This is a genomic window from Salipaludibacillus sp. CUR1 (genome assembly GCF_021028955.1).
In the GTDB taxonomy this organism is placed as follows: domain Bacteria; phylum Bacillota; class Bacilli; order Bacillales; family Salisediminibacteriaceae; genus Salipaludibacillus.
Map to the genome: position 1 here is coordinate 455,117 of NZ_JAIWPE010000096.1, position 16,649 is coordinate 471,765.

The 16,649-nt window shown below is 40.3% G+C and carries 19 protein-coding genes and 1 other annotated feature; of the genes, 3 read left to right on the forward strand and 16 right to left on the reverse strand.

What is annotated here, in order from left to right; translation table 11 throughout:
* The first annotated feature begins 88 nt into the window (after positions 1 to 88).
* Positions 89 to 1,090 carry a sodium:calcium antiporter gene (locus tag K8O68_RS21005; RefSeq protein WP_230898692.1) on the forward strand — a complete coding sequence of 334 codons (1,002 nt, stop codon included), beginning with the start codon at positions 89 to 91 and terminating at the stop codon, positions 1,088 to 1,090.
* A 236-nt stretch (positions 1,091 to 1,326) separates the two neighbouring features.
* On the opposite strand, the gene K8O68_RS21010 is transcribed toward K8O68_RS21005, so the two are convergent.
* Together K8O68_RS21010 and K8O68_RS21015 are read right to left on the reverse strand one after the other, a co-directional pair.
* On the reverse strand, positions 1,327 to 1,884 hold the full coding sequence (locus K8O68_RS21010) for a TlpA family protein disulfide reductase (protein WP_230898693.1): 558 nt from the start codon (positions 1,882 to 1,884) through the stop codon (positions 1,327 to 1,329).
* A 57-nt stretch (positions 1,885 to 1,941) separates the two neighbouring features.
* A complete protein-coding gene (locus K8O68_RS21015; RefSeq protein ID WP_230898694.1) occupies positions 1,942 to 3,093 on the reverse strand; it encodes a dicarboxylate/amino acid:cation symporter in 1,152 nt (383 codons plus the stop codon).
* A 178-nt stretch (positions 3,094 to 3,271) separates the two neighbouring features.
* Positions 3,272 to 3,515: a binding site (T-box leader), on the forward strand.
* Between the two features lie 71 nt (positions 3,516 to 3,586).
* Here K8O68_RS21015 and trpS point away from each other — a divergent pair.
* The gene (trpS, locus tag K8O68_RS21020; RefSeq protein WP_230898695.1) at positions 3,587 to 4,573 is read left to right on the forward strand and encodes a tryptophan--tRNA ligase; all 987 of its coding nucleotides are present in this window, start codon (positions 3,587 to 3,589) and stop codon (positions 4,571 to 4,573) included.
* Positions 4,574 to 4,600: 27 nt separating this feature from the next.
* Here trpS and K8O68_RS21025 read toward each other — a convergent pair whose 3' ends face one another.
* From K8O68_RS21025 to K8O68_RS21035, 3 genes are all read right to left on the reverse strand, one after another.
* Positions 4,601 to 5,359 carry a DUF3603 family protein gene (locus K8O68_RS21025; protein WP_230898696.1) on the reverse strand — a complete coding sequence of 253 codons (759 nt, stop codon included), beginning with the start codon at positions 5,357 to 5,359 and terminating at the stop codon, positions 4,601 to 4,603.
* 77 nt (positions 5,360 to 5,436) lie between these two features.
* Positions 5,437 to 5,658, reverse strand: coding sequence for a YuzI family membrane protein (locus K8O68_RS21030; protein ID WP_230898697.1), 222 nt, complete (start codon positions 5,656 to 5,658; stop codon positions 5,437 to 5,439).
* 88 nt (positions 5,659 to 5,746) lie between these two features.
* A complete protein-coding gene (locus K8O68_RS21035; protein ID WP_230898698.1) occupies positions 5,747 to 6,562 on the reverse strand; it encodes a DUF2268 domain-containing putative Zn-dependent protease in 816 nt (271 codons plus the stop codon).
* 104 nt (positions 6,563 to 6,666) lie between these two features.
* Here K8O68_RS21035 and K8O68_RS21040 point away from each other — a divergent pair, with 104 nt between their 5' ends.
* On the forward strand, positions 6,667 to 7,389 hold the full coding sequence (locus K8O68_RS21040) for a Crp/Fnr family transcriptional regulator (protein WP_230898699.1): 723 nt from the start codon (positions 6,667 to 6,669) through the stop codon (positions 7,387 to 7,389).
* A 94-nt stretch (positions 7,390 to 7,483) separates the two neighbouring features.
* Here K8O68_RS21040 and K8O68_RS21045 read toward each other — a convergent pair whose 3' ends face one another.
* From K8O68_RS21045 to K8O68_RS21095, 11 genes are all read right to left on the reverse strand, one after another.
* Complete coding sequence (locus tag K8O68_RS21045; RefSeq protein ID WP_230898700.1) at positions 7,484 to 8,107, reverse strand: response regulator transcription factor; 624 nt, start codon at positions 8,105 to 8,107, stop codon at positions 7,484 to 7,486.
* 20 nt (positions 8,108 to 8,127) lie between these two features.
* Positions 8,128 to 9,264: a sensor histidine kinase gene (locus K8O68_RS21050; RefSeq protein ID WP_230898701.1), complete on the reverse strand. Its 1,137-nt coding sequence runs from the start codon at positions 9,262 to 9,264 to the stop codon at positions 8,128 to 8,130.
* Positions 9,257 to 10,120 (reverse strand): cell wall-active antibiotics response protein LiaF, encoded by an 864-nt coding sequence (gene liaF, locus K8O68_RS21055; protein ID WP_230898702.1) that lies wholly within the window; start codon positions 10,118 to 10,120, stop codon positions 9,257 to 9,259. The genes K8O68_RS21050 and liaF overlap by 8 nt, the downstream gene beginning before the upstream one ends.
* 364 nt (positions 10,121 to 10,484) lie before the next feature.
* Positions 10,485 to 11,726, reverse strand: a complete 1,242-nt coding sequence (gene fabF, locus K8O68_RS21060) for a beta-ketoacyl-ACP synthase II (RefSeq protein WP_230898703.1) — start codon at positions 11,724 to 11,726, stop codon at positions 10,485 to 10,487.
* 44 nt (positions 11,727 to 11,770) lie between these two features.
* Positions 11,771 to 12,703 (reverse strand): beta-ketoacyl-ACP synthase III, encoded by a 933-nt coding sequence (locus tag K8O68_RS21065; RefSeq protein WP_230898704.1) that lies wholly within the window; start codon positions 12,701 to 12,703, stop codon positions 11,771 to 11,773.
* A gap of 292 nt (positions 12,704 to 12,995) precedes the next feature.
* Entirely contained in the window at positions 12,996 to 13,340 is a 345-nt protein-coding gene (locus K8O68_RS21070) for a hypothetical protein (protein ID WP_230898705.1), read from the reverse strand.
* A 28-nt stretch (positions 13,341 to 13,368) separates the two neighbouring features.
* A complete protein-coding gene (locus K8O68_RS21075) occupies positions 13,369 to 13,923 on the reverse strand; it encodes a DinB family protein (protein WP_230898706.1) in 555 nt (184 codons plus the stop codon).
* 19 nt (positions 13,924 to 13,942) lie between these two features.
* Positions 13,943 to 14,899, reverse strand: a complete 957-nt coding sequence (locus K8O68_RS21080; protein WP_230898707.1) for a BMP family ABC transporter substrate-binding protein — start codon at positions 14,897 to 14,899, stop codon at positions 13,943 to 13,945.
* A gap of 137 nt (positions 14,900 to 15,036) precedes the next feature.
* Positions 15,037 to 15,204, reverse strand: coding sequence for a hypothetical protein (locus K8O68_RS21085; protein WP_230898708.1), 168 nt, complete (start codon positions 15,202 to 15,204; stop codon positions 15,037 to 15,039).
* A 315-nt stretch (positions 15,205 to 15,519) separates the two neighbouring features.
* Positions 15,520 to 15,699 (reverse strand): YjzC family protein, encoded by a 180-nt coding sequence (locus K8O68_RS21090; RefSeq protein WP_230898709.1) that lies wholly within the window; start codon positions 15,697 to 15,699, stop codon positions 15,520 to 15,522.
* Positions 15,700 to 15,811: 112 nt separating this feature from the next.
* Positions 15,812 to 16,534 (reverse strand): YwiC-like family protein, encoded by a 723-nt coding sequence (locus K8O68_RS21095; protein ID WP_230898710.1) that lies wholly within the window; start codon positions 16,532 to 16,534, stop codon positions 15,812 to 15,814.
* Between the last annotated feature and the right edge of the window lie 115 nt (positions 16,535 to 16,649).

The window sequence follows — 16,649 nt, forward strand, 5'->3', positions numbered from 1 at the left end:
CCAAGTTAATATGGAAATGTTTCATAAAGAGGTCTGTTTTTGTGTTGGACAGACTGAATTTGCAGGGCGCTATAAGGAGAAGATAATAATGATGTATGTGGTTTTTATTTTGGCTGCACTAATTACCATTTATTCTGCTGTAAAGCTATCTTCCTTTGCTGACGTCATTGGAGAAAGAACGAAATTAGGAGGGATGATGGCAGGTACAATCTTATTAGCCGGGGCCACGTCTCTTCCTGAAGTAACGACGAGTCTGACTGCTATATCTCTAAATAATCCTGATATAGCAGTGAGTAATGTACTTGGAAGTAATCTCTTTAACCTTCTTATATTAGCTGTTGCAGATGTCTATTTCAGAAGAAAACAAATGTTCAGTAACATCGGGCTCGATCACCTTATGACTGGTTTTGTCAATTTCGGCCTTATGGCGTTTGTATTTATTGCTGTATTATTTCCAACAGGCTATCACTTTTTCAACATCGGAGTAGAGATGTATCTGCTAGTATTATTTTATACCGTAGGGATGAAAATGATCTCTTCTTCTTCCCAGGCCAATAAAATAGAAGCTGAAGCTGCGGCTGCTGCCGAATCATCTTATCATACAGGGGCAATATCTTTAAAAAAAGCTAAATTCGGTTTTGCTTTATCTGCCCTTATTATTTTTATAGCAGGTAGTGCTTTAACTGTTTCAGGGGATGCGATTGCTGCAGCTACGGGACTTAGTTCAAGTTTTATAGGAACCTTTCTGATTGCAGGAGCGACTTCCCTCCCGGAAGTGGTTACAGTAATTGTAGCTGTACAATTGGCTAATTACCATATGGCTGTTGGAAACATCCTGGGAAGTAATATGTTTAATCTGCTGATTCTGGTTCTGAGTGACTTCTTTTACAGAAGCGGCCCTGTTTTATCTTTTGTAGCCCCCGTCGTACTCATTACAGCTGCAGCCGTCATAATATTAAACCTGGTGATCCTTGCAGGAATGATTTTTGCCCAATCAAAAATGTCAAATACTTACAATTACTTTCTTCCTTCTGTGATAGTCATTGTATTTTATTTTATAAGCAGTTACTTTTTATGGACTTTAAGTTAAACTTATTTCGCTTATTTAGTGTCCGGCAGCTGGCTAGGATAGACTTTATAAGTGTTGTATAAGGCACCTATAAAGCCTTTTGATAAAAAATAAATCCTGGAAAAGCAAGTTAAAAAGAATGGTCTCACTAATCGGTGAGAGCCATTCTTTTTTAAGGTTTTATAATGGGGGTGGTTCCAAATTGAAAATGCTTGCCTGATTCCAAAATCAACATTTACCTTTTAAAGAGCATACTTTTAAGATGACTCTTTAGTCCATGCCTCTATTTTTTCATTTATTTTTTGAGCGGACATAAGCCCGTCCGTCCGTTCACTGACCTGGCCTTTTTCATTAATCATAAAGCTGGTCGGGATCCCCATCACTTTAAATTCTTTTTGAGCTTTTCCTTCTGTATCGAGCAAAACCTCGATTTCACCAGGTTCAGTCTGTTTCACGTAATTCTCAATTTCTGATTTATTTCTGTCTTCTTTTGTTAAATTAACCGCGATTATCTTTATTTTATCGGCTGAAGAGCCGCCTTGAACCTCTTTTACTTCCTTCCACTGCTCCTGACAAACGTGGCACCACGTCGTAAAGAAAAATACGAATAACCTTTCTCCCTGAAAGTCCCCTAAAGTCACTCGGTTTCCGTCCATGGTTTCCAACGGCAGGCTATAAAGAGATTCATCTTCCTGAGCAGCTGTTTCCGACATTGCTTTTTCTACCATTACCCATTCATTTGAAGAAAAGAGGTAAAAAACGCCCCCAGCACACAGTAAAAAAAACATTAAAGCCCATTTAGCACGTTCCAGCATATCCTGTCCCCCTCTCATTCAATCCTTATGTGAAAAAGAAGGGACAAATGACAGTAACTATGAATTTTTCGCATTAGCTGTAAACTTATCAACAACTAAAGCGATTGCTCCGTCTCCTGTTACATTCGCTGCTGTTCCAAAGCTGTCCTGAGCCATATACAAGGCAATCATTAACCCGACAGCCGCTTCATTAAAACCTAACATAGAAGTTAAGATACCAATGGCTGCCATAATAGCGCCCCCCGGAACTCCCGGAGCAGCAATCATGATGACACCTAACATGGCTATCACGGGAAGCATTGTAAAGAAATCCGGAACAGCATAGCCATCTAAAACAGACATAACAGCTATGGTACAACTAACAATCGTAATTACACTTCCTGATAAATGGATTGTGGCACCAAGGGGAATGCTGAAGTCCGCAACATCTTCCCTCACTTTGTTTGCTTTAGCCTGCCTCAATGTCACGGGGATTGTAGCGGCACTGCTCATGGTCCCTAATGCCGTAAAATATGCCGGCAGCATGTTTTTCAACAAAGATAAAGGATTGCGCCCGGCAAAACTTCCTGCTACAACATACTGAATAAAAATCCAGACCCAGTGAGTTAAAACAGCTATAACCAGTACAAGTCCAAAAACTTGTAACGTGTCAAACACTGTTCCTTCTGCAGCTAATTCTGCAAAAATACCCGCTATATAAAATGGCAGCAAAGGAATAATTATACTTTTAATGACTAATTCAATAATTGTTTTTCCTTCATCAAAAAAGCGGATCAACACATTATTCTTTATTTTAGCCATTCCTATTCCAAATAAAAAGGCTGTAATAAGCGCAGTAATTACACCCATTAACGGATCAATTTCAAAAGAGAAAAAACCTTCCAGCCCCGCCCCTTCTTCCGGCACTGCTCCTTCTGAAGCAATGAGCGGCATAACGATGGTGGCAATAAAAAAAGCTGCAATACCTGCTGCTAACGTAGATAAATAAGCAGTCCCTACACTCATTCCAACCAGTTTACCTGAATGTGCCCCTAGTTTTGAAACTCCTGAAGCAATAAAAAACAGAATGATCAGAGGAATCATAAATCCAATAAATTCTCCAAAAATGTCTCTGAAAGTAAGCAGGGTTCTGGTAAGCCAGTCTATTCCAATTAGTCCTGTAACGATACCTGCTGCGATGCCTGCAATTAGTTTTAAAATTAATTTCATTTCCTTTTCTTCCCTTCATGAACTGTCCTCACTTAAAAGACATTTGTATTTACTTAGCACTACTTATATTGCCTTCCGTAAAGTGATTAATCAACAGGTTATAAAAAAGTCTTAATTTTAAGTTAATTGGGTGTTTGCATTTAATTTTTAAACGTCGTATAATGTGATAAGTTTAAGATGAACAGCGATGAGAAAGAGAAGTACTTTTCCGGTAGCATGATCAGAGAGTCTGCGGATGGTGGGAGCAGAACATGCGGCGAAAAGGAATGGCCTTTCGAGCTGGCCGGCTGAAATAACAGTAGGCGGGTCCGTCTTCTCAAACGTTACCTTGAGACTCCTTACCAGTCAGTGGTGAGGTCATGAAGCGATTTCCGTGTAAATGGAAATAAACAGGGTGGCACCGCGGTCCATTCGTCCCTAGTATCTATTAGGAGACGAATGGGCTTTTTTGTATGGAACTTAACCCAGAACACATTTTGAAAGGATGAAATTAATGAAAACAATATTTTCCGGTATTCAGCCAAGCGGCACTTTAACTTTAGGGAATTATTTAGGAGCTATGAAAAACTTTGTAGATCTACAGGATGATCACGATTGTTTCTTTTGTATTGTAGACCAGCATGCGATTACCGTGCCCCAGGACCGGCTGGAACTCCGCAAAAATATTAAAAGCCTTGCAGCTTTGTACTTAGCCGCAGGGATCGATCCTGAAAAATCGACCTTATTTATTCAATCAGAGGTCCCGGCTCATGCCCAGCTCGGCTGGATTATGCAATGTGTAAGCTATATAGGAGAATTGGAGCGAATGACACAGTTTAAAGATAAATCTGAAGGAAAGGAAGCTGTTTCTTCTGCTTTGTTAACCTACCCTCCACTCATGGCAGCTGATATTCTTCTATATAAAACAGATATTGTACCGGTTGGTGAAGACCAGAAACAGCATCTGGAATTAACGAGAAATCTCGCTGAACGGTTTAACCATCGGTATAACGATATATTTACCGTTCCTGAAGTAAAAATACCTGAAGTCGGGGCGCGGATTATGTCTTTAAATGAACCGACCAAAAAAATGAGTAAGTCAAACCCTAATCCTAAAAGTTATATTTCCATGCTTGACGACGAAAATCTAATCGTGAAAAAAATAAAAAGTGCTGTCACAGATTCAGACGGAGAAGTCCGGTATGATCCTGAAAATAAACCAGGCGTTTCCAATCTACTGACTATCTTCTCTCTATGTTCGGGCATCTCTATTAAAGAGCTGGAAGATAAATATAAAGACAGTGGTTACGGAGTATTTAAATCTGAAACAGCTGAAGCTGTTGTTCAGACCCTCAAACCAATTCAGGAAAGATATGAGCAGCTGATGTCCTCCCAAGAACTGGACGAAATCCTTGATACCGGGGCAGATAAAGCAAACAGAACCGCTTTTAAAATGTTAAAAAAAGCAGAAAAAGCAATCGGCCTCGGCAGAAAAAGGTAATATTTTGGGGGACAGTCCCCCCAAATATTACCTTTTCGTTTTTTTCTTTTCCTGAGGCTGTTGAAGTTCCCACAGTTTCTCGAAAAAGGGCTGGCCTTTTATCATTGCCTGACAATAATTTTCATGACGCTTAGACCATCCGTGTTTTATATCATTAAATAAACCGTCCCAAGCTTCATCAAAAGACATTAATTGTATCTCATGATATTTGTGCGGAGCCCATTCAGTATACCAGTATCTTAATTCAGCCAGTTCAGCCTGGCAGTACAGCTGATCGAAAGCCATAAACAGGAGCTGCTTTAATTGTTTCTCCCGCCTGACCAGTCCGTGCATCAAATGCGGTTCGGGAGACAGCATATGATATTGTTTATCACATTCCAGGTAATCCATATAGTAATCTGATACAGGATGATCCTCCACCAGTTTTCTCAGCTGTTCTTCCTGTCTCGGAACCATCCGGCTTTTGCGAATTGGCGTATGATAACCTAAAGTATCAACGATGAGAGCCCTTGTCCCATTTGTTGCTATAAAACAATACTCTAACGCATTCCGCTCATTTTTCTGCCGAATAAAGCTTTGTTTATAAACGTCTGCAAGCAGCTCCTCAGGAAGTTCCTGCAGAGTATTTTCAATATAATCAAGCAAGGTATCAGTTATTCTGACTACCGCCACTTGATCCAGAAGTTCAATCCTGTCGCTTTTTTTCCATTCAAAAAATTCACAAACATTGTAGCTGTTCTCTTCTCCCTCAAACCAGTTTACCCAAACATCCCTCATGTGAAGCATGGACAGACCTCCTTACTTATTCTTTGCCAACAGTATTCGCAGATCGTATCCATATTATTCCACAAAGGCTTTATTTCTTATATTTTCTTTCTCTTATGTCCTCTTTTCATTGGAAAATAGACAATTATCCAAATGATAAATATACCGGCAGCAAACATATACGTTTCAATTCGCTGTACCAAAAATAATAAGAAGTTCTGAAGGGAGTAACCAACCGTTAACAAATTCAAATAAGCTACTAAACTTACGCCCCCAAAGACGGCGAGAGCGAATCCTATAATTAACATAAAAAACTTCATGAAGCCCCTCCCTTCACAGGACCTGGCGATTAACCACCTAAGGTAGTCTATGAAAGGAAAACAGGCATTAGGACTCGCAAACGAGATTTCATCCCTTTACTTGCTTATTTTTAGTAAATTTACCTGTTAAAAACTGATGATCTTTCATTTCGAGCAAAACCCGGGAGTCTGAAGATTGATCATCTTTCAAATAATTACTAATAATTTCATAACCGAGCTGGTATCCCATTAATGGGGGAATCCCCTTTCTCGATCCATACAATAAATCTGCGTGGTTTTGCCTTCCCCGAAGATTAATATTCTTTGAATAAATATCTTTCCACCAGGTTTCAACCATTTCTGAAGGATATCTCTTTGTCCATGGAGCTGAATATTCTTTCCCCAGACGGTTTTGAACTTCCCATTCAGCCAGTCCTTCCATAATCATTGATTCCAATAAAGTAATCGAACTCTCTTTTATTCTCTGATATTTAATCCGGCAGGCATGATGGTACTCATGCAGCAATAAAGCTTTTTGATCATTTTCCGGAAGCGAATCTTTCCAAAAAGCTATAATATAGTCAGGAAATGTGCAGCCGTTTTTACCATCAAGCTCCTCCATTATGTTTGTATGACGCTGGTTCAAGGGAAATAAAAATATATCAATTTCAGGACCCTTAAACTCTTTTTTTAAAACCAGCATATACTCTTTCAAGTTAATTAAGTTTATTTTTTTTCTCCATACCATCCAGTCCCGTTTTGTCTTTAAAGATACAGGCGTCATTCCCTGGGACATAAGAAAATTGAACCATTCTTCGTTGATTTTTGTTTTATCTTTATCAAACAGCGGCTGGAAGGCCTTGCTTAACGTTATTTTGTCCAGATGGTGGCGGAGCACCCAGGAAGACGTATCATATAGTCTCACTATATACCTCCCAAAAGTTTTTAGTGATTTGCTTCACTTTTTTAAAATATTTACTGTGATATGCTACCATTAAGGTATGCGAACCCAAGAAAGGTGGGTACTCAATGTCAAAAAAACTATATAATTACAAAAATTATAATCCTTTTTTCGAACAGCTGTCCGAGGAAAACCAGCAGCATCTCTTATTACATGGAGAAAAGGTTACGGTTCCAAAAAACAAAATATTATTTTATGAAGGAGAAACAGTAAAATATATATATTTAATTACTAAAGGGCACGTTCAAATGAGCAAAATGACAATGGATGATAAAAAATTTGTTATTCATATAAAAAGGGAAAATGACATTGTTGGGGAATTCAGCCTCTTTAATGACATGCGTGCAAGTATGACAGCGGAAGCAAAAACACCTGCCACACTTATCCGCTTCGACAAGGATATACTCGAAGGGCTGTTTATTCAAAACGGGGAAATTGCCACGGCTTTTATTAAACTTTTTGCAAGAAATACGCAAGCCACCCAGGCCAAATTTTCTGATTTGCTCTTATATGGCAAGACGGGCGCATTTTATTCCATCCTTATTCGCTTCGCACACTCTTACGGAGTTGAACATCCTGAAGGAATTAAAATAGATATGAAGCTGACTAACCAGGAGCTTGCCTATTTTATCGGATCAACAAGGGAAACAGTCAACCGGATGTTCAACGAGCTTAAAAAAGACGGTGTAACCGAGATTGAAAATGGCTATATAGTTATAAAAAAAATAGAAGAGCTAAAAAAGCACCTCCATTGTGAGAAATGTCCTTTGGAAATATGTACATTATCCTGATGGGAAGCAGGCTGGGGATTGCAGCCCATCCAGCCGCCGTCCTCCCTTCCCGGAGGACGGCTTTTTTGCTGCAGAGGAGAATAGAAAGTTTTTTCTATACAAGATGATGTTTATGGGCATATATTGCCGCCTGAGTACGGTCTTCCAGTTCCAGCTTTGCCAGTATATGGCTTACATGAGTTTTCACCGTTTTTATACCTATAAATAACTCTTCCCCTATTTCTTTATTTGATTTACCTTGACCAATCAGGCAAAGGACTTCTTTTTCCCTTTTGGTCAATTCATCATGTTTCGGCTTATTATTCATATGCCGGAACATTTTCTGAGTCACCTGCCCCTGAAAAGTCGGCTCTTCTTTTACAGCTTTACGTATAGCTGAAGCAATTTCATCTGCTGTTGATGTTTTCAGCAAGTAACTGAAGGCTCCTGCTTCCATTACAGGAAACAGCATTTCATCATCAAGGTAACTTGTCAAAACTATAATTTTTGCCCGGGTTTTTGAAAGGACCTTCGTTGCTTCAATCCCGTTCATTTTCTCCATAAGCAAGTCCATCAGTATAACGTCAGGATCGAATTTAGAAGCAGCTTTAATGGCTTCTTCCCCATCTCCGGCTTCCCCGGCCACTTCTATATCATCTTCCACGTTTAAGTATGTAACCAGCCCCATCCGTACCATTTCATGATCATCTACCACGAGCACTTTGATCTTCCTCTCCATCTTCTCTCCTCCTCAACCTTTTATTGGTGCTTTGTCAGCGGAACTCTGAATTCAAGCTTTGTCCCTTTTCCCGGGTACGAAACAATCGTTAAATGACCGCCAAGTTCAACCATCCTTTCTTTCATTGAACTTAATCCGTAGTTCCCTGTCTTTTCTTTCTGCACGTTATCCGTATCAAAGCCCCGCCCGTCGTCTTCAAGTACGATTAGCAGGCGTTCCCCGCGAAGAAAAGCATGCAGCTGAACTTTTGAAGGATCGGCATGTCTTAATGCATTGGACAAACCTTCCTGAAGGACACGGAAAAGCTGCTCTTCGGTTCCTTTTTCCATAGGAGGAACCTTTTTTAAATCGCATTCAAAAGTCAGATGAGGATGCTTGCTCAATAATTCTTTCATTAAACTTTCCATCGCCTGTTTTAACGATTTTCCTTCCAGGGTGACAGGGCGAAGGTGCATAATTAAAGCCCTTAATTCCTGCTGGGCGTGATGAACCATTTTTTCCGTTTGCTTAAACAGATCTTTCGCTTTTTCAGGCCTTTTATCTAAAACTTTCGGAAGAGCTCCAAGGGACATGGATACAGCAAATAATTCCTGGCTGACCGCATCATGCAAGTCCCTGGCAAGCTTCCTCCGTTCTTCCAGACCTGCTCCTTTTTCAGCCTCTTCAATCAGCTTGGCATTCTCGTTTAACAGCCTTCTCATAGATACAATCTGCTGCTGCAGGTCATCTGTTAACTCATTAACTTCATCAGCAAGTTTTTTAAGTTCATCATTTCTTTCCACAGTTATTTTCCTGTTTAAGGAGCCTCTTTGAAACTGTTTCAGCTGATGAATAATATGTGCAAGCGTCCTTTTAAGTGACAGGCCGTAAGAGTAATAATACACCCATCCCGTAATCAGAAATATAACCATAATAATAACTATTAAAAAAGCAAAAATAAGTCTGTCAGAAGCTAAGCCTGTAATGTCGTATAAGAAAGTTGAGGGGGCTCCGGGAGTATGCGGAAGAAAACTTTGTAAAATAAGAAAAAGAATAAACACGGCTGCTCCTGCTGTTAAGACCACTTTAGTCTGTATTCTGAGAAGGTCCCAAAGAATTCCCTGCAGAGATTCTTTATTCTTTTTATTTTTCTCCTGAATCTTTCCGGTTTCAGTCAACTGTGAGAACCTCCACATCTCCAATACTCAGATCAACATTGAGTATTAATCTTTTTTCTGACTCATGGAATCCCGGGCTTGTGTAAGTAGCATTCCTGCCTGTCCCTCCATGAGAATCATCAAAGAGCGTCACTTCACCAACTTTCACGTAAACACCAGCTTTTACAGCCATTTCTTTCGGAACGTAAATTTCCACTGAACCTATCCAGCTGGATACGTCAATTATATTGTCGCCTTCCTTTAGGATCGCTTTAGTCAAATCAAGTTCAATACTTCCTATTCCCATATTTATATCCATACCATCGGGTTCCCATGGCTGTTTGCCAAGAGAAATATCTCCAATAAAGGTCCGGTGTGTTTTTCTGTCTTGTCCAGGTCGCCCCACTGTTCCGCTGAAGGGTCCAAAATTAAAATCAGCAGAGCGGTCTTTGTTTTTACCTTTCCTCTTTTCTCTCTTAACTTTTTCTATATCATCAGGCCCTAAATTAATTACTACATTACCGTCACGGTCAAATAATACTTTAAAACCTATATATACGATCAGAAGAGGCCATATCCAGCTCCATAAATCTCCCAGACCATAGCTGAACCACCCTGCATTGTTTCCTAATAGAACAGCTCCGGCTGCTGTGACAATGAGTCCCCATATAATTTTGCCAATATGCCATCTGTCTCTTCTTAAACCGTGAAAAAAATAGACGAGTCCCTCAAAAAGAATTTTTAATCCGAAGAGAACAATAATTGCCGGCCAGAAAGTCGAAAAAAGACTAGTTACTTCCGTATCAATAAAACCAGTATTTGCCAGAAGAAAGACGATTCCTGTACTTAATATGAGGATTCCTATGAAATTCTTCATCTAACGACACCTCTTTTCAAATAAGAAAACCGGACGATCCATCGCAGCTTTCTTATCTTTTATTGTATCCTTTTATATCATTTCCGCCAATTGATTTTTATGTGATATTCTGGCAGGCAGTTAACTTCCTTTAATACTCCTACAGGCATTAAGTTCCTGCAAATCCCTGTATCCTGCCTAATTAAACTTTAACTTCAAAAAGGACGCAGCTAAACGCCCTTCAGACGGTCTTCTTCTCAACCTTAAGTCTGATTTTTACAGTTGGCCTCTGTGACCCGCGAAATAAGCTTAAGCACACTCTAAACTTTCTTATAACAAAAAAATACCCAGGAAACCGCAGTTTCCTGAGTAGTAAGTTCTTATATTACTTTTCATAACGTTTAAACAGCAAGGAAGCGTTATGTCCTCCAAAACCTAGTGAGTTGCTCATGACCACTGGCACATCCTGTTTCCTCGCTTTATTTGGCACATAGTCCAAATCGCAGTCAGGATCAGGTGTTTCATAATTCATAGTTGGAGGGATAATCCCCTCCTGAATAGCTTTCACAGAAAAAATGGCTTCAACTGCACCTGCCGCCCCTAAAAGATGCCCAGTCATCGATTTTGTAGAACTGATTGCAAGGTTATGTGCAGATTCTCCAAACACTTTTTTAGCTGCAGTCGTTTCGTATTTATCATTATACTCGGTACTTGTTCCATGGGCGTTTAAATAAGTGACTTCAGATGGAGACATTTCTGCGTCTTTGAGCGCCTGCATCATTGCACGCGCAGCCCCTTCCCCTTCAGGAGCAGGTGCTGTGACATGATAAGCATCTCCAGTAGCTCCGTACCCTGCAATTTCAGCGAGGATCGTGGCTCCCCGTTTCTCAGCGGATTCCAAGGACTCTAGAACGAGAATACCTGAGCCTTCACCCATAACAAATCCATCTCTGTTCTTATCAAATGGGCGGCTTGCTTTTTCAGGGTCAGGATTAAGCGATAAAGCCCTGGCAGATGAGAAGCCTGCCATAGACATTTCTGTGATAGGTGCTTCTGCTCCTCCGGTTAACATGACATCTGCATCCCCGCGCTCGATCACTTTATAAGCGTCGCCTATAGAGTTAGCTCCGGAAGCACAAGCTGTAACTGAGCAGGAGTTTATTCCTTTGGCCCCAAGCTGAATCGATACTTGACCGGAAGCCATATCAGGAATCAGCATTGGAACGAAGAATGGAGAGACACGGCGGTAGCCCCGTTTTTCATAAAGACGGAATTGTTTTTCATAAGTTTCCATTCCGCCGATACCGGAACCGATCCACACACCTATTCGATCTGCGTTTGAATCATCAATCGTTAACCCGGCATTCTCAACTGCCATTTTTGCACTGGCAACCGCAAACTGAGTAAACCTGTCCATCTTTCGGGCATCTTTTCCATCCATAAACTGAGAAGGGTCGAAGTCTTTTACTTCGGCTGCTACTGTAGCAGGAAATTGTCCTTCTTCAAATTTTGTGAGGCGATTAATTCCTGACTCGCCGTTAATCAGTTTGTTCCACGTTACATCTATATTATTCCCCAAAGGGGAAACGGCGCCTGCGCCTGTAATAACTACTCGTCTTTTTGACATTGTTGGAAACCCCTTTCCTTTTTCTCCCATTATATCATTTTGTTTTATTTTCCCCATTTAATAGCTGCAGCGCCCCAGACGAGGCCTGCTCCAAAACCAACCATCACTACGACATCTCCCTCTTTGATTTTACCATTCTCCAATTCATGGACCATGGAAAGAGGAATAGAAGCAGAAGATGTATTTCCATATTTATTAACTGTCATCGACATTTTTTCAACCGGAAGATCCAGTCTCTGTCTGGCAGATTCCATAATTCGGATGTTTGCCTGATGAGGAATTAGAAAATCAACGTCCTCTTTAGTTAATCCGGCTTTCTTTACTACATTTAACGAAGATTCCCCCATCTGCCTGACTGCAAATTTGAAGACTTCCCGTCCATTCATAAGAAGATGGTCTTCCATTCGGATATGCGCTCCGCCTGTTCCGTCAGACCCTAATTCAAAAGAAAGTATTCCCCTGTCTTCAGCCACCGGTCCAAGAACGGCTGCACCTGAACCATCCCCAAACAGGACAGCGGTATTCCGGTCTTTCCAGTCTACTACCTTAGAAAGCTTTTCTGTCCCGATAACCAATACATGTTTATAAGCCGACGTCTCTATGAACTGTTTACCAGTAACAAGCCCGTAAACAAAGCCGGCACAAGCCGCACTTACGTCCATGGCTGACGCTTTAGTTGCACCAAGCTGTGTTTGCAGCATAGAGGACACAGATGGGAAGCTCTGGTCAGGAGTGACCGTAGCTACGATAATCATATCCAGTTCTTCAGGATGTACTCCTGCATTCTCTAGCGCTTCAACTGCTGCATAGTAGCTCATATGCGATGTATCTATATCATCAGAAGCAATACGCCTCTCTTCAATACCTGTGCGGGAACGAATCCATTCATCATTTGTATCTACTTTTTTCTCTAAATCTTCATTAGCGAGGACATGCTCCGGAATGTATTTACCCATTCCCCATATTCCTGCTCGCATCTCTTTTCCTCCTCATCACATTCATGATCAAGTATGATTTTATAGTTATTATTATGACCTAGTGCTAAAAAAATTGCAACGTTTTTACTGCACAGAAAAGCCTCTATTCTTAATGAACACGCTGGTTACTATTCGTTACTGAATGAGCAAGTAAAACAAACCTAAAACAGTTTTGTAAAAAACACCGCAAATTCAAATAAAAAAACACCCGGAACCACATTCTTAAAAGATTGTTCCGGATGTTATTAAAGTGACTATAATTTTGTTTCTGCCTTTTTGCACTTTAGCACGTTTAATGGTTCTCGTTACTGTCAGAATCCAAATTGATGGCATGCATTAATTCTTCGAACATTTCATCAACTCTTTTAACCAGATCCTTTTCCCCTTTTTTAGAAGGTGTATAATTTTTCAGTTCTTCATATGTTTGCAGGAACGAATCGATATCTTTTGATCCTAATTGTGCAATCGACGTGTAACATAATAAGGTTACGTTCGGCTTTTCTTCCTGATGAAATAAAGGAACCAATGGTTCCAGCAGTTCTTTTGCTTCCTGATAATTTTTGCTGTGCACAGCCTCATACCCTTTGACGATACGGTCTGCCATCTTTTTCACTGCTTTTGACTGCTGATCTGACATAAATCAATCTCCTAACTGGCTTTAAAAATTATATAGATAAGTATGGAGTGTTAAAGTGATCCCATTTTTCCCGTCTTCCGTTAATCCATTTTAACAGCATATACATTTGGCCTAAATGATAACTTTCATGGTGATTTAAATGATATAACACCCATTCAGGCGAGTAGACCTTTTCAGTGTCTCCATCTTTAACCTTTAATATCGCTTTTCTAAACTCAAAATCCGACAAACTGTGGTAATATTCACGGGTTAACATACGGGCTTCACCGAGTCTGGCTAATACCCAGCTTTTCTCCATCCCTGTCGGAGCTGTTATTTCCTGTTTTTCTTTAAAGTCAAACTTTTTCCGGTCTTCAGCTGTTAAACCTTCACCAGTCAACACCATTTTATTCCACCATAACTCAATTTGAGCTAAATGCAGCGCATAACCTCCTAAAGTCGGGAAATCGTGCACCTGATGATGAAGATCTTGTTCATCTAATTCGTCCAGAAGCGTTAGCAGACGTTCTCTTGTTAAAATTAAACCTCCGAGTAAATGAAGTGATTCTCTTGAAGAGACTGGCGCCAGTGTGTGTTCTTCCATTATTATCACCCTTTACAATTTAATTAGTTTCATGAGGCAATTTTCCTGTCTGGATATATGTGTCAACTTGCTCTTCAAGCCACTCCTTAATGTCTTCAGGTACTTCCTGACCGAAACTGCCCAGTGAGATAACTTCCTCCTGAAAATCAAAATACTTATTCCCGGTCTCCAGTTCACCGTTTTTAAACTGAGTGGCAACATATTCATATAACTTCTCTACTTCCTGCACGGTACTTGTCAAAATAGTCGACTCGCCCAGGTCTATCTGATCCCCTACATAACCGATCGCATACAACCCTTCTTTCTTGACTTCTTCTACGACCCTGACGTGGTATCCGTCACCTGCCGGATAAAAAATATCAGCGCCTTTATTTTTCATTTCATGGAAAACCTCTACAGCTTTTTCTTCATCTGCCCAGCTTTCCACGTACTCTATTAGTACATTGACTGAAGGTGAATGATAGTTAGCACCATCTTCGTAACCCTGGACCTCAGGCTGGAATGGAAAGGCAGCGATTGTTCCGACCGTTCCCTCTTCAGACATTTCACTTGCTAACATACCGGCAAAATACCCCATTGCATACCCGTCAAAATGCAGGCTTGTAATGTTGTCCCCTTCCACTTCACCGTTAAAGCTCACGAAATGAACCGAAGGAAAATCATCTTTTACTTCCATGAAAATATCTGCATAAATATGGCTGTGACCGATAATGAGCCCTGCCTCTTCCTCTGCAAATTCTCTTATTGCTTCTTTAACAGCCCCACTTGAGCGAATGTCCTCTTTTAAGGATATTTCGAGATCCATTGCTGACTGGACCTTTAAAATACCCTGATACCCTTTACTGTTCCACCCTCTGTCATCGACTGGATGAGGCAGCAGTACCCCGATTTTATCAAGGGGTTTTTCCTGAGCCTGGGCGCAACCAGCCAGAAGCAGGAATAAAGCGAAAACAAACAGTAATATCTTACGGTTCATCTTAATAGCCACGCTCCCTGTTATAGTTGTTGTTATAATACTTAAACCGTGTTTCCTGAAGTGATAGAAGGAAGCAGAAATTGTTTATTATTAAATGTACTATTCTACACTCTGGCTGTTTTTTCCTCCTATAGGTTCTACTCGTGTCTTTTCCTATACTGGTGGAAAAGCCATTCTGTTACACCGCCTGCCAGTAACGAACTGATAACAATAACTTCCACAGGCCAGTCAACTGCTGAATTAAGGGTAAAAAATACAGCCAGTGCTACTACTGAAAAAATAACAACCCCTATAGTTAATCTCATATTATTCTCCTTTCCAGCTATTATTAGAGTCGCAAAAATGATTAAAGAAAACAAGCAGAAAAATGGGCAGGCTTTCTAAAACCCTATCGGGACAGCCTTCTTATGAATCCAATTTTCACTTATATATTCCTATGTTGCACTTATAACTGTGTATAAGCCTTCGCCGAGAGTGGCCCGGTATTTTAAAGGACAAGCCACTGGCAAGTGCCCGCCTGACGAATTATAATCACTTCTTTTCTCAAAAAGAACAGCCGAACAAAATTTTGAATTTTGTTCGGCTTTCTTTATGATTACTATTTTTTTGTCCCAGCCTCTTCATGGTTTTCGTTTGTAAGTCCAGATGCGGTCTTTATTCCTTGTCTGAGGAAAAGTGTCGCCTGCCTCCAGTTGAATTTGCTGAGGCTTCTGCACCATGCTCCCTGTTTCTCCTATTTCTACATACATCCCGTTATTCGGAGCTTTGTCGCCCGGCTTAAACTGATGACGCTGTCCCATCTGTTTCACCTCTGAAAATGTAATATGCCTTATCTTTCCCGCTTACACGCAGATCATACGCTCATGCGCACAAGAAGACAGCGTACAGTCACGACATGGTATCTCAATTAACTTAAATATAATAGCCAGTAACGATAAAAATGAAAAAAAGCAGACTGTTGGCGATTTCTACTATTCCAATGCTCATAGGTTTATTTAAATATTTTTCAGGAAGAAAAATAGTCTTCAGTGTACTTAAAAAGAATGCCGCTGCGGCACCGAACCATCCAGTCAATATGGTAGCAAAGGTGATTAAGATGTGATAACCGTATGATGTTTTACGGAATAACATATTCTTTTTTTCCCTGATTAGCGATTTAACGTGGAAAACACTCGCTATAAAATAAATAATAGTGATGGCTGTATATAAATAGGCTTCACCGGCCAGTGTGCCTTTACCGAGCTGGTAAGCGAACAGAAGGAGAGCAGCCAGAGCTGTAATCGCGGCAGCATCATTCAAAAAGCTCCGCTCTTTCTTTATTTTTGCAAAAAAGATATTAATACAAAATAATGGCAAAATACTTAAACCAATTAAAAGCAGCGTTATATCAGAGAGTATATAAGGAATTAAAATGAGACTTCCAAGACCTGCATAAACAAAAAATGATGGCCATACATCCCGGTATTTAGGCTGTCTGACAAACGTCAGCAAAGGCGCCTGGGCAAAATACACGGCTGTTAATCCGGCAAAAAATAAAAGATGATGATAATTTAATCCGGAAATAACTGCTCCGATCCAGTAAGGAACGATGAACATTGCCCAAGCCCCATGTTCCCTGGGTATATACCATTTCATAATAACCCCCTCTTTTCTTTAATGACCTAATTTAAGTTTACTAAAGGAGACTTTTTTTGTATGTGATACGCGTCACAATTGCTTTTAACTTATGTGATTTTTCCCACAGCGGAGG

What these genes read in the sequence shown, in the direction of transcription:
- K8O68_RS21095 (WP_230898710.1), bottom strand. Translation starts at nt 16,534, where the DNA reads ATGAAATGGTATATACCCAGGGAACATGGGGCTTGGGCAATGTTCATC.
- trpS (WP_230898695.1), top strand. Translation starts at nt 3,587, where the DNA reads ATGAAAACAATATTTTCCGGTATTCAGCCAAGCGGCACTTTAACTTTA.
- K8O68_RS21080 (WP_230898707.1), bottom strand. Translation starts at nt 14,899, where the DNA reads ATGAACCGTAAGATATTACTGTTTGTTTTCGCTTTATTCCTGCTTCTG.
- K8O68_RS21015 (WP_230898694.1), bottom strand. Translation starts at nt 3,093, where the DNA reads ATGAAATTAATTTTAAAACTAATTGCAGGCATCGCAGCAGGTATCGTT.
- fabF (WP_230898703.1), bottom strand. Translation starts at nt 11,726, where the DNA reads ATGTCAAAAAGACGAGTAGTTATTACAGGCGCAGGCGCCGTTTCCCCT.
- K8O68_RS21040 (WP_230898699.1), top strand. Translation starts at nt 6,667, where the DNA reads ATGTCAAAAAAACTATATAATTACAAAAATTATAATCCTTTTTTCGAA.
- K8O68_RS21030 (WP_230898697.1), bottom strand. Translation starts at nt 5,658, where the DNA reads ATGAAGTTTTTTATGTTAATTATAGGATTCGCTCTCGCCGTCTTTGGG.
- K8O68_RS21075 (WP_230898706.1), bottom strand. Translation starts at nt 13,923, where the DNA reads ATGGAAGAACACACACTGGCGCCAGTCTCTTCAAGAGAATCACTTCAT.
- K8O68_RS21090 (WP_230898709.1), bottom strand. Translation starts at nt 15,699, where the DNA reads ATGGGACAGCGTCATCAGTTTAAGCCGGGCGACAAAGCTCCGAATAAC.
- K8O68_RS21010 (WP_230898693.1), bottom strand. Translation starts at nt 1,884, where the DNA reads ATGCTGGAACGTGCTAAATGGGCTTTAATGTTTTTTTTACTGTGTGCT.
- K8O68_RS21045 (WP_230898700.1), bottom strand. Translation starts at nt 8,107, where the DNA reads ATGGAGAGGAAGATCAAAGTGCTCGTGGTAGATGATCATGAAATGGTA.
- K8O68_RS21025 (WP_230898696.1), bottom strand. Translation starts at nt 5,359, where the DNA reads ATGCTTCACATGAGGGATGTTTGGGTAAACTGGTTTGAGGGAGAAGAG.
- K8O68_RS21085 (WP_230898708.1), bottom strand. Translation starts at nt 15,204, where the DNA reads ATGAGATTAACTATAGGGGTTGTTATTTTTTCAGTAGTAGCACTGGCT.
- K8O68_RS21070 (WP_230898705.1), bottom strand. Translation starts at nt 13,340, where the DNA reads ATGTCAGATCAGCAGTCAAAAGCAGTGAAAAAGATGGCAGACCGTATC.
- liaF (WP_230898702.1), bottom strand. Translation starts at nt 10,120, where the DNA reads ATGAAGAATTTCATAGGAATCCTCATATTAAGTACAGGAATCGTCTTT.
- K8O68_RS21005 (WP_230898692.1), top strand. Translation starts at nt 89, where the DNA reads ATGATGTATGTGGTTTTTATTTTGGCTGCACTAATTACCATTTATTCT.
- K8O68_RS21065 (WP_230898704.1), bottom strand. Translation starts at nt 12,703, where the DNA reads ATGCGAGCAGGAATATGGGGAATGGGTAAATACATTCCGGAGCATGTC.